A 10,863-nucleotide genomic window follows, 5' to 3' on the forward strand; every position below is an offset into this window, starting at 1 on the left:
CCGCCGCTCAGGGCGCGGGCGTCCAGCCGAAGCGCGGCGCGCGGCGTTCCAGAAAGGCGGCGACCCCCTCGGCGGCGTCGCCGCTCTCGCGCGACTGCCGGGCCCAGTGCGCGATCCGGTCCGCGTCGGCGGGGCCGGCCGCGAACTCTTTCGCCGCCGCCTGCGTCAGCCGCGACCGCGTGACGAGCACCCGGGCGAACTCCGCCACCCGCTTGTCCAGCTCCTCGCCCGGCAGGACCTCGTCCACCAGGCCCGTGCGCAGCGCCCGCCCGGCGTCGATCAGCTCGGCGGAGAAGAGCAGGTACTTCGCGGCCGAGGGACCGACGAGCGCGACCAGCCGCCGGGTGGAGGAGGCCGGGTAGACGATGCCCAGCTTCGCCGGGGTGACCCCGAAGAACGCCTCCTCGGCCGCGAAGCGCAGGTCGCAGGCGGCGGCGAGCTGACAGCCGCCGCCCACGCAGTAGCCCCGCACGGCCGCCAGCGTCGGCTTCGGGAAGGCGGCCAGGGCCTCCTCCGCCGTCACCGCCAGCCCCTTCGGCCCCTCGTCGCCCTCGGTGAGCGCGCTGATGTCGGCGCCCGCGCAGAACGTGTTCCCGTCGCCGGTCAGCACCAGGGCCCGTACGTCCGTGTCGGCGGCGCACCGCCGCAGCAGCCGCGGCAGCTCGCGCCACATCGCGGCGGTCATCGCGTTGCGCTTGGCGGGGTTGCTGATGGTGACGGTGGCTATGCCGTCGGCGGTGTCGAGACGCAGGCAGGGATCCGGCTCCATGCGCCGGATGCTATCCGGCCGGAGCGACCCTATGATCCGAGGCAGGGGGTATGACGAGGAGGCGCTGATGGCGGCACCCCGAATACCCGAGAAGGACCTCGGCCGCAAGGAGAGCCGGAAACTCAGCCGCAGCTTCGGCCGGCTGGCGGTGCTCGGCACGATCCTGGCCCTGGCGGGGCTGGTGGGGCTGGTCTACGTCGGCTTCGCGACGCTGACCTCGATGCTCCTCTTCGGCTGGCTGCTGCTGATCGGCGGCGTCGTGGGCCTGGCGCACGCCGTGCAGTCCCGCGACAGCAGTTTCTTCTGGCTCGGCGTGGTGGTCGCGGCGCTGAACATCGCGGCGGGTGTGGTCGTCATCCGGCACCCGGGCGACACGGCCGAGGCGCTGACGATGTTCGCCGCTCTGCTCTTCCTCACCGGCGGCGTCTTCCGCCTGGTGGGCAGCGTGGTGGTGCGCGGTCCGCAGTTCGGCTGGACGCTGGTGCAGGGCGCCTTCGGGCTGCTGCTGGGCATCCTGGTGCTGGCCGACTGGCCGCACAGCAGCCTGTACGTGCTGGGCACCTTCTTCTCCCTCGCGCTGCTCTTCGACGGGCTCGGCCTGATCGCGATCGGCGTGGGCGGGCGGCGCGTCGTGGGGCTGGTGGAGGAGAGCGCCCGGGCTCCGGGCCCAGAATCTGATAGTCCGGATCGCTACTCGAAAGAGAATCAGGACGGTCGGGATCGCTCACAGGACTGACCTGGAACCGCTTTATCAGTCAGAACCCGTCGATAGATGCTGACTTGTGTTCAGCGGGTGGGTATGGACCAAGACATTCTCAACACTCGGTGTGTGCGGTAGAGCCACGGCGAGGGGTGGGAATCGGACATGGAAATCCTCGGGAGCGTCCCGCCCGACCCGGGGCAGGCCCCGCCTCGGAGGCCGATCGAATACGAAGGGTCCTGGCGGTTCACGGCTCCCGCGCTCGAATCCTCGGTGCCCCAGGCCAGACACGCCGTCCGCGATCTCCTCGGCCACCAGCGCGTACCCGCCTCCGACGACCTGGTGCAGAACCTGCTGCTGATCGTCTCCGAGCTGGTCACCAACTCCGTGCGGCACGCGGCCCTGCTCTCGCCGGAGATCGCGGTGGAGGTCTCCATCGGGGCCAAATGGGTGCGGGTCGCCGTCGAGGACGACCACCCCTACCGCCCCAAGGCGCTCGAAGCGGACGACGACCGGATCGGCGGCCGGGGCCTGCTGCTGGTCAAGATGATCACCTACGAGGCCGGCGGCGAGTGCGACGTGGAGCACACCGCGAGCGGCGGCAAGGTCATCTGGGCCGCGCTGCCGCTGCCCACGACATCGGCCACCAATCTGCCTCCGGCACGGTGACCTGCGGCTGCCGGCCCGCCCAGGCCAGCCACGGCCCGCCCTGGCCCGGTCATCTCCGGATAGCCGCCCGCCCAGGCCCGTGATCTCCGGATAGCGACCCGCCTGCGGCCCGGCGGTCTCCGGATACCCACCTGATTCCGGCCCGGCGGTCTCCGGCTACCAGCCCGCCTGCGGCCCCGTGATCTCCCGGATCGCCGGCCGCGCCGCGTCCAGCACGGTCATGAACCAGGCCGAGAACGGCCCCCGCTCGCGCAGCGCGTCCAGCTCGGCCGGCGTGACGAACGCCGTCTCGCCGATCTCCTCGGGGTCCGGCCGCAGCGGCCCCGTCACCAGCCCCGCGAACAGGTGGTTGTACTCCTGCTCCACCAGGCCCGACGCCGGGTCCGGGTGGTTGTAGCGGACCGTGCCCGCCTCGCGCATCAGCGCGGGGGCCACGCCCAGCTCCTCGCCGGTCCGGCGGGCGGCGGCGACGAAGGGCGGCTCGGCCGGGTACGGATGGCCGCAGCAGGTGTTCGACCAGACGCCGGGGGAGTGGTACTTGCCCAGCGCCCGGCGCTGCAGGAGCAGCCGTCCGGCGTCGTCGAAGAGGAAGACCGAGAAGGCGCGGTGCAGCCGGCCGGGGGCGATATGGGCGGAGAGCTTCTCCGCCGTGCCGATGGTCGTGCCATGCTCGTCGACCAGCTCCAGCATGATCGGTTCGGTGGCACCGTCCGGGGCGGTGGGGACCGCAGCGGTGTCGGTGGCGCGGCCTTCGGCTGGTGTGATCGGCATGGACCATCCTCGTTGTCGGTCTTCGGCCATCAAGTCTGCCGTACGCGGCGCCGCCGTCAGTGACAGAGCCTCGCTTCATGCTCCGCATGTCCGCTCGGCTCCAACTGGAACGTGCAGTGCTCCACGTCGAAGTGGGTGCCCAGGCAGCCCTGAAGGTCGTGCAGCATCTTCCCGTGCCCCCTGGCGTCCAGGATCTCCCGGTCCACCACCACATGCGCGGAGAGCACCGGCATCCCGGACGTGATCGTCCAGACATGCAGGTCGTGCACGCCCGCCACACCGGGCAAGGCGGTGATGTGCGACCGGACGGCGGCCATGTCGACGTCCTTCGGCGCGGCCTCCAGCAGCACATCGAGCGCCTCGCGGAGCAGTTTGACCGTACGCGGCACGATCATCAGCCCGATCACCAGGGAGGCCACCGGGTCCGCCCGCACCCACCCGGTAGCCATGATCACCAGGGCCGCGACCACCACCGCCAGCGAACCCAGCGCGTCCGAGAGCACCTCCAGGAAGGCGCCGCGCACGTTCAGGCTCTCCCGCTGGCCGCGCATCAGCAGCGCCAGCGAGACCAGGTTGGCCGCCATGCCGACCAGGCCGAAGACGACCGTCATGCCGCCCGGCACCTCCGCCGGGTCGGCCAGCCGTTCGACGGCCTCGAAGAGGATGAATCCGCCGACGCCGAGCAGCAGCAGGCAGTTCAGCAGCGCGGCCAGGATCTCGGCGCGCGCGTACCCGAAGGTCCGCCGGGGGCTCGCCGGGCGGTTCGCGAAATGGATCGCCACCAGCGCCATCGAGACCCCGATCGCGTCCGTCGCCATATGGCCCGCGTCCGCCAGCAGCGCCAGCGACCCGGTCAGCGCGCTGCCGACCAGCTCCGCGACGAGCACCGTGACCGTGATGGCGAGCGCGATCCGCAGCCGCACCCGGTACGCGGCCGCCGCCGTCCCCGCGGCGCCCCCGGGCGGCGGCCCCCCGTGGTCGTGCCCTGCGCCCATGAACGAGCCTCCCGAGTCCGCGCCGCTCGACCGACGGGGGCCGGCCGAGCTCCAGTGAACTACGGGCGGGGGGTACCGGCAACGCGGCGCCGAACACCGTTGATCAAGGCTCTGACCTGCGGAAACGAGATCGAGTGATCAGTCTTCGAGCGCCTGCGGGCGGTGGTGGCACCAGCCCTCCCAGGCCGAGGCGACCATGGAGCGCACATCGTGCCGGGTGCTGAACCCCAGCTCCTTCGCGGCCAGTTCGCACGACGCGACGACCCGCGCCGGATCGCCGGGGCGGCGCGGCCCGACCACCGGCTCGGGCCCCCGGCCCCCGGTGATCTCTCCGATCAGATCGGCCATCTCGCGTACGGACACGCCCTCGCCCGAGCCCACGTTCACCGTCAGATCGCCCTCGCCGCGCCCGGCCAGCGTTCGGGCCGCCGCCAGATGCGCCTCGGCCAGATCCTCGACATGGACGTAGTCGCGGATGCACGTGCCGTCCGGCGTCGCGTAGTCGTCGCCGAAGATCCGCGGGGCCTCGCCGCGCGTGATCCGGTCGAACATCATCGGGATGATGTTGTACACCCCGGTGTCGGCCAGCTCCGGGCGCGCGGCGCCCGCCACGTTGAAGTACCGCAGACAGGCCGTCGACAGACCGTGGGCCGCGCCCGTGGCCCGTACGAGCCACTCGCCGGCCAGCTTCGTCTCGCCGTACGGATTCATCGGCTCGCACGGGGTGTCCTCGGTGACCAGGTCCACGTCCGGCATGCCGTAGACCGCGGCCGACGAGGAGAACACGAAGCTCTCCACCCCGCCCGCGACGGCCGCCTCCAGCAGCTCCGTCAGCCCGCCCACGTTCTCCCGGTAGTAGTGCAGCGGCCGCTCGACGGACTCGCCGACCTGCTTCTTCGCCGCCAGATGCACCACCCCCCGCACCCCGTGACCGGCGAACGTACGGTCCAGCAGCGCGCGGTCCGCCACCGAGCCCCGCACCACCGGCACCTCGGCCGGCAGCCGCTCCGCGATGCCGCTGGAGAAGTCGTCGAGCACGACCACCCGCTCACCGGCCGCCGCCATCGCCCGCGCCACATGCGCCCCGATGTATCCCGCCCCACCTGTGATCAGCCACGTCATGACGGCACCCTACCCACAGCGCCGCAACACGCTCATTTGTTCAGCGTGCTGGGGATCGACCATGCTGTCGCCTGTACGCGCCCCCGCCCGGCCGGAACTTGTGACGGCCGCCGGACGTCCTGTCTGTCGGGGGAAGCCGGGGTGCACGTGCGGTGAACGGCGGCCGCCGGTGATCCGATAGCCTCTGCCGACGTGCCGCCCGCCCGACCAGGGCCGAGGCGCACCACGCCCGCTGCCCGGACGCCTGTGGACCCGTGGCCGCCATGCCAGCTTCCGAGGAGTGAGTTCGTCTGTCCACCGCCATTCTCACCGGCCCGCCGGTCGCCGGCTCGTCCCTCGCGGACGACCTGCGCTCGCTGGGCTTCGACGTGCGTATGGCGGCCGACGCCGCCGATGCCGCGACGGCGCTGGCCGCGCTCCCGCCCCAGCAGCGCGTGGCGCTGGTCGATGCCCGCTTCGTGGGGCACGTACACAGCCTGCGCCTCGCCCTGACCGACCCGCGCTTCCCCGCCGCCGCCGTCAGCGGGGCACTCACGGCGCAGCCCGAGGCGCGCGCCGCCCTGACCCGCGCCGTCGCGACGGCCGCCGAGAGCGCCCCCGGCGCCGCGCACACCACGGTGACCGCCGCCGCGGCCGTACTGCCCGACGAGATCGCCGACGCCCTGGACACCGAGGGCGCCGCCGTCCACCGGCCCGACCTCGGCGTCCTGGTCGCCGCCGTCCCGGCGGACCCCGAGGCGCGCGCCGCGGCCCGCGCCGGCGTCGAGGCCGTCGACGAGGAGGCCGTACGGCTGCGCGCCGCGGTGAAGTCCCGCGACGGGTTCTTCACCACCTACTGCATCAGCCCGTACTCCCGGTACCTCGCCCGCTGGTGCGCCCGCCGCGGCCTGACCCCTAATCAGGTCACCACCGCCTCGCTGATCACCGCGCTCATCGCGGCGGCCTGCGCGGCCACCGGCACCCGGCCCGGCTTCGTCGCGGCGGGCGTGCTGCTGCTCGCCTCCTTCGTCCTCGACTGCACCGACGGACAGCTGGCCCGCTACTCCCTCCAGTACTCCACCCTCGGCGCCTGGCTCGACGCGACGTTCGACCGCGCCAAGGAGTACGCCTACTACGCGGGACTCGCCATCGGCGCGGCCCACGGGGGCGGCCACGACGATGTATGGGCGCTCGCGCTCGGCGCGATGGTCCTCCAGACCTGCCGCCACGTCGTGGACTTCTCCTTCAACGAGGCCAACCACGACGCCAGCGCCAACACCAGCCCCACCGCCGCCCTCTCCGACCGGCTCGACAGCGTCGGCTGGACGGTCTGGCTGCGCCGGATGATCGTGCTGCCCATCGGCGAGCGCTGGGCCATGACCGCGGTGCTGACCGCGCTCACCACCCCCCGCATCGTCTTCTACGTCCTGCTCATCGGCTGCGCGCTGGCCGCCTGCTACACCACCGCGGGCCGCGTGCTGCGCTCCCTGACCCGCAAGGCCCGCCGCACCGACCGCGCCGCCGAGGCGCTCGCGGACCTCGCCGACTCGGGCCCGCTCGCGGAAGGCGTCGTACGGACCCTCGGGCGCACCCTGCCCACCGGCACGTACAACGCCCCCTTCTGGGCCCTGCTGGCCGCCGTCTGCCTCTTCGTCGGCCCGGTCCTCACGGGCAACGGCGGCACCTGGCGGGCGCTCCCGCAGGCCGTCGTGTACGCGGTGTTCGCCGGCTGCGCGGTCGCCCGGCCGCTGAAGGGCCCGCTGGACTGGCTGATCCCCCCGTTCTTCCGCGCCGCCGAGTACGGCATCATCCTGCTGCTCGCCGCCCAGTCGGGGGCGGACGGGGCCCTGCCCGCCGCATTCGGGCTGGTGGCCGCGGTCGCCTACCATCACTACGACACGGTCTACCGCATCCGCGGCGGCACCGGCGCGCCCCCGCACTGGCTGGTCCGGATGGCCGGCGGGCACGAGGGACGGGTCCTGGCGGTCACGGCCGCCGCCGCCCTGTGGCACGGCCAAGGTTTCACCATCGCGCTGACGGTCCTCGCGGCCGCCATCGCGCTCGCGGTGCTCAGCGAGAGCATCCGCTTCTGGGTGTCCTCCAAGGCACCCGCAGTACACGACGAAACAGGAGAACCCGCATGATCGGCCTCGTGCTGGCAGCCGGCGCTGGACGGCGTCTGCGCCCCTACACCGACACCCTGCCCAAGGCCCTGGTGCCGGTGGGACCCGAGGGGGCGGAGGAGTCGATCACGGTCCTCGACCTCACCCTCGGCAACTTCGCGGAGGTCGGCCTGACCGAGGTCGCGATCGTCGTCGGCTACCGCAAGGAAGCCGTGTACGAGCGCAAGGCGGCGCTGGAGGCGAAGTACGGCCTCAAGCTCACCCTGATTGACAACGACAAGGCCGAGGAGTGGAACAACGCCTACTCCCTCTGGTGCGCCCGTGACGTCATCAAGCAGGGCGTGATCCTCGCCAACGGCGACACCGTGCACCCCGTCTCCGTCGAGCGGACCCTGCTCGACGCCCGCGGCCAGGGCCAGAAGATCATCCTCGCCCTCGACACGGTCAAGAACCTGGCCGACGAGGAGATGAAGGTCGTCGTCGACCCCGACCAGGGCGCCCAGCGCATCACCAAGCTCATGGACCCCGCGTCCGCCACCGGCGAGTACATCGGCGTCACCCTCATCGAGGCCGAGGCCGCCGAGGAACTCGCCGACGCGCTCAAGGCCACCTTCGAGAAGGACCCCGACCTCTACTACGAGGACGGCTACCAGGAGCTCGTCAACCGCGGCTTCCGCATCGACACCGCGCCGATCGGCGACCTCAAGTGGGTCGAGATCGACAACCACGACGACCTCGCGAAGGGCCGTGAGATCGCGTGCCAGTACTGACGAGGCTCATCCCCTCGCCGCTGGTCGTCGACATCCGCGCCGGAGCCCTCAACGACCTGGCCGGCGTCCTCGCCGACCAGCGCATCTCCAGCTCCGGCAAGCTCGCCGTCGCGATCAGCGGCGGCTCGGGCGCGAAGCTGCGCGAGCGGCTCGCGCCCGCCCTGCCGGGCGCGGACTGGTACGAGGTCGGCGGCGGCACCCTGGACGACGCGATCAAGCTCGGCGACGCCATGAAGTCGGGCCGCTACGACGCGGTCGTCGGCCTCGGCGGCGGCAAGATCATCGACTGCGCGAAGTACGCCGCCGCCCGCATCGGGCTGCCCCTGGTCGCCGTCGCGACCAACCTCTCGCACGACGGCCTCTGCTCGCCCGTCGCGACCCTGGACAACGACGCGGGCCGCGGCTCGTACGGCGTCCCGAACCCGATCGCCGTGGTCATCGACCTCGACGTCATCCGGGAGGCCCCGGCCCGCTTCGTCCGCTCCGGCATCGGCGACGCGGTCTCCAACATCTCCTGCGTCGCCGACTGGGAGCTGTCCAACCGGGAGACCGGCGAGGCCATCGACGGACTGGCCGCGGCCATGGCCCGGCAGGCCGGCGAGGCCGTGCTGCGCCACCCCGGCGGCGTCGGCGACGACGGCTTCCTGACCGTGCTCGCCGAGGGCCTGGTGCTCACCGGCATCTCCATGTCGGTGGCCGGCGACAGCCGCCCCGCCTCCGGCGCCTGCCACGAGATCAACCACGCCTTCGACCTGCTCTACCCCAAGCGGGCCGCCAGCCACGGCGAACAGGTCGGCATAGGCGCGGCCTTCGCGATGCACCTGCGCGGCGCCCGCGAGGAGTCCGCGTACATGGTCGAGGTGCTCCGCCGCCACGGCCTGCCGGTGCTGCCCGAGGAGATCGGCTTCGGCGTCGAGGAGTTCGTCAAGGTCGTCGAGTACGCACCGCAGACCCGCCCCGGGCGCTTCACCATCCTGGAACACCTGGACCTGTCCACCGACCAGATCAGGGACGCATTCGCCGACTATGCAAAAGCCATCAGTAGCTGAACTCCGCCCGGTCGTTCACCCCGCGGGCGTGAAGGACCGGCGCAGCGGTGAGCACTGGGCCGGGCGCATGTACATGCGGGAGATCTCGCTGCGCTGCGACCGGTACCTGGTGAACACGCGGGTCACGCCCAACCAGCTGACCTACCTGATGACCGTCTTCGGCGTCCTCGCGGCCCCGGCCCTCCTGGTGCCGGGGATACCGGGCGCCGTGCTCGGCGTGCTGATGGTCCAGCTCTACCTCCTGCTCGACTGCGTCGACGGCGAGATCGCCCGCTGGAAGAAGCAGTTCTCGCTAGGCGGGGTGTACCTGGACCGGGTCGGCGCCTACCTGTGCGACGCCGCGGTGCTCGTCGGCTTCGGCATGCGCGCCGCCGACATCTGGGGCTCCGGCCGGATCGACTGGCTGTGGGCCTTCCTCGGCACCCTCGCCGCCCTCGGCGCCATCCTGATCAAGGCCGAGACCGACCTCGTCGGCGTCGCCCGCCACCAGGGCGGGCTGCCGCCCGTCAAGGAGGCGGCGTCCGAGCCGCGCTCCTCCGGCATGGCACTGGCCCGCCGGGCCGCCGGGGCGCTCAAGTTCCACCGGCTCATCCTCTGCATCGAGGCGTCCCTGCTGATCCTGGTCCTCGCGATCGTGGACTCCATCCGGGGCGACCTCTTCTTCTCCCGGCTCGGCGTCGCCGTCATGGCCGGCATCGCGCTCCTCCAGACCCTGCTGCACCTCGTGTCCGTCCTCGCCTCCAGCAGGCTCAAGTGAGCGCCGCGAGCGCGAGCGTCGGCGCGGTCGTCCTCACCATGGGCAACCGCCCCGACGAACTGCGCGCGCTGCTCCGCTCGGTGGCCGAGCAGGAGGGCGACCCGATCGAGGTCGTCGTCGTCGGCAACGGTTCGCCGCTGCCCGAGCTGAAGGTCGACGGCCTGACCGTACGGACCGTCGAACTGCCCGAGAACGTGGGCATCCCGGCGGGCCGCAACGTCGGCATCGAGGCGTTCGGCCCCGGCGGCCAGGACGTCGACATCCTGCTCTTCCTCGACGACGACGGGCTGCTGCCGGGCCGGGACACGGCCCGGCTGTGCCGCGAGGCGTTCGCCGCCGACCCGGAGCTGGGCATCGTCAGCTTCCGGATCGCGGACCCCGAGACCGGCGTCACCCAGCGCCGCCACGTCCCCCGGCTGCGCGCCGCCGACCCCATGCGGTCCTCGCGCGTCACCACCTTCCTCGGCGGCGCCAACGCCGTCCGCACGAAGGTCTTCGCCCAGGTCGGCGGGTTGCCGGACGACTTCTTCTACGCGCACGAGGAGACCGACCTCGCCTGGCGGGCCCTCGACGCGGGCTGGATGATCGACTACCGGTCGGACCTGGTGCTGCACCACCCCACCACGGCCCCCAGCCGGCACGCCGTCTACCACCGCATGGTGGCCCGCAACCGGGTCTGGCTGGCCCGCCGGAACCTGCCCGCCCTGCTCGTACCGGTCTATCTCGGCGTCTGGCTGCTGCTCACCCTGGCCCGGCGTCCTTCCATGCCCGCGCTGCGCGCCTGGCTCGGCGGTTTCAAGGAGGGCTGGGCCGCACCCTGTGGTCCCCGGCGCCCCATGAAGTGGCGTACCGTTTGGCGCCTGACCCGGCTGGGCCGGCCTCCCGTGATCTGACAGGCTCTTGTCTGAGAGCATCGGGCGCGATCCGGGGCGCGGCCCCGGCAGCGCACCTTGAGGACGAAAGTGTCAACTGTGAGCGAGACAGCGCACGACAGTGCGGTCGCCATGAGTCCCCAGCCTTCACCCGACGACGGGCTCTCCGCCGCCGACCTGGCCAAGAAGTACGGTCTCGCGGTGAGCGGTGCCCGGCCGGGTTTGCGGGAGTATGTGCGGCAGTTGTGGGATCGGCGGCATTTTATTGTTGCTTTTTCCCGGGCGAA

General features: G+C 72.2%; 11 protein-coding genes and 1 pseudogene. 8 read left to right on the top strand and 4 right to left on the bottom strand.

Features of this window, described 5'->3' with window-relative positions:
• Window positions 1-7: 7 nt before the first annotated feature.
• A complete protein-coding gene (locus AB0I22_RS36905) occupies window positions 8-769 on the bottom strand; it encodes an enoyl-CoA hydratase/isomerase family protein (protein WP_363135399.1) in 762 nt (253 codons plus the stop codon).
• 67 nt (window positions 770-836) lie between these two features.
• Here AB0I22_RS36905 and AB0I22_RS36910 point away from each other — a divergent pair, with 67 nt between their 5' ends.
• Window positions 837-1,505, top strand: coding sequence for an HdeD family acid-resistance protein (locus tag AB0I22_RS36910; protein ID WP_363135400.1), 669 nt, complete (start codon window positions 837-839; stop codon window positions 1,503-1,505).
• A 129-nt stretch (window positions 1,506-1,634) separates the two neighbouring features.
• The gene (locus tag AB0I22_RS36915; protein WP_363135401.1) at window positions 1,635-2,138 is read left to right on the top strand and encodes an ATP-binding protein; all 504 of its coding nucleotides are present in this window, start codon (window positions 1,635-1,637) and stop codon (window positions 2,136-2,138) included.
• Between the two features lie 156 nt (window positions 2,139-2,294).
• On the opposite strand, the gene idi is transcribed toward AB0I22_RS36915, so the two are convergent.
• The 3 genes from idi to galE form a co-directional block, all read right to left on the bottom strand.
• A complete protein-coding gene (gene idi, locus AB0I22_RS36920) occupies window positions 2,295-2,909 on the bottom strand; it encodes an isopentenyl-diphosphate Delta-isomerase (RefSeq protein WP_363135402.1) in 615 nt (204 codons plus the stop codon).
• Window positions 2,910-2,965: 56 nt separating this feature from the next.
• On the bottom strand, window positions 2,966-3,904 hold the full coding sequence (locus AB0I22_RS36925; RefSeq protein WP_363135403.1) for a cation diffusion facilitator family transporter: 939 nt from the start codon (window positions 3,902-3,904) through the stop codon (window positions 2,966-2,968).
• A 138-nt stretch (window positions 3,905-4,042) separates the two neighbouring features.
• Window positions 4,043-5,026, bottom strand: a complete 984-nt coding sequence (gene galE, locus AB0I22_RS36930; protein ID WP_363135404.1) for a UDP-glucose 4-epimerase GalE — start codon at window positions 5,024-5,026, stop codon at window positions 4,043-4,045.
• Between the two features lie 290 nt (window positions 5,027-5,316).
• Here galE and AB0I22_RS36935 point away from each other — a divergent pair, with 290 nt between their 5' ends.
• From AB0I22_RS36935 to AB0I22_RS36960, 6 genes and pseudogenes are all read left to right on the top strand, one after another.
• A complete protein-coding gene (locus tag AB0I22_RS36935; RefSeq protein WP_363135410.1) occupies window positions 5,317-7,149 on the top strand; it encodes a DUF5941 domain-containing protein in 1,833 nt (610 codons plus the stop codon).
• Window positions 7,146-7,898, top strand: a complete 753-nt coding sequence (locus tag AB0I22_RS36940) for a phosphocholine cytidylyltransferase family protein (RefSeq protein WP_363135405.1) — start codon at window positions 7,146-7,148, stop codon at window positions 7,896-7,898. The genes AB0I22_RS36935 and AB0I22_RS36940 overlap by 4 nt, the downstream gene beginning before the upstream one ends.
• A complete protein-coding gene (locus AB0I22_RS36945; RefSeq protein ID WP_363135406.1) occupies window positions 7,886-8,947 on the top strand; it encodes an iron-containing alcohol dehydrogenase family protein in 1,062 nt (353 codons plus the stop codon). The genes AB0I22_RS36940 and AB0I22_RS36945 overlap by 13 nt, the downstream gene beginning before the upstream one ends.
• Window positions 8,925-9,704 carry a CDP-alcohol phosphatidyltransferase family protein gene (locus AB0I22_RS36950; protein ID WP_363135407.1) on the top strand — a complete coding sequence of 260 codons (780 nt, stop codon included), beginning with the start codon at window positions 8,925-8,927 and terminating at the stop codon, window positions 9,702-9,704. The genes AB0I22_RS36945 and AB0I22_RS36950 overlap by 23 nt, the downstream gene beginning before the upstream one ends.
• 38 nt (window positions 9,705-9,742) lie before the next feature.
• Window positions 9,743-10,597, top strand: coding sequence for a glycosyltransferase (locus AB0I22_RS36955; RefSeq protein WP_363135411.1), 855 nt, complete (start codon window positions 9,743-9,745; stop codon window positions 10,595-10,597).
• Window positions 10,598-10,675: 78 nt separating this feature from the next.
• Window positions 10,676-10,863: pseudogene (locus AB0I22_RS36960) on the top strand (ABC transporter permease); the annotation flags it as partial.

Source organism: Streptomyces sp. NPDC050610 (assembly GCF_040654875.1).
Taxonomy (GTDB): Bacteria; Actinomycetota; Actinomycetes; order Streptomycetales; family Streptomycetaceae; genus Streptomyces.

What these genes read in the sequence shown, in the direction of transcription:
- AB0I22_RS36905 (WP_363135399.1), bottom strand. Translation starts at nt 769, where the DNA reads ATGGAGCCGGATCCCTGCCTGCGTCTCGACACCGCCGACGGCATAGCC.
- AB0I22_RS36910 (WP_363135400.1), top strand. Translation starts at nt 837, where the DNA reads ATGGCGGCACCCCGAATACCCGAGAAGGACCTCGGCCGCAAGGAGAGC.
- AB0I22_RS36915 (WP_363135401.1), top strand. Translation starts at nt 1,635, where the DNA reads ATGGAAATCCTCGGGAGCGTCCCGCCCGACCCGGGGCAGGCCCCGCCT.
- idi (WP_363135402.1), bottom strand. Translation starts at nt 2,909, where the DNA reads ATGCCGATCACACCAGCCGAAGGCCGCGCCACCGACACCGCTGCGGTC.
- AB0I22_RS36925 (WP_363135403.1), bottom strand. Translation starts at nt 3,904, where the DNA reads ATGGGCGCAGGGCACGACCACGGGGGGCCGCCGCCCGGGGGCGCCGCG.
- galE (WP_363135404.1), bottom strand. Translation starts at nt 5,026, where the DNA reads ATGACGTGGCTGATCACAGGTGGGGCGGGATACATCGGGGCGCATGTG.
- AB0I22_RS36940 (WP_363135405.1), top strand. Translation starts at nt 7,146, where the DNA reads ATGATCGGCCTCGTGCTGGCAGCCGGCGCTGGACGGCGTCTGCGCCCC.
- AB0I22_RS36950 (WP_363135407.1), top strand. Translation starts at nt 8,925, where the DNA reads ATGCAAAAGCCATCAGTAGCTGAACTCCGCCCGGTCGTTCACCCCGCG.
- AB0I22_RS36955 (WP_363135411.1), top strand. Translation starts at nt 9,743, where the DNA reads ATGGGCAACCGCCCCGACGAACTGCGCGCGCTGCTCCGCTCGGTGGCC.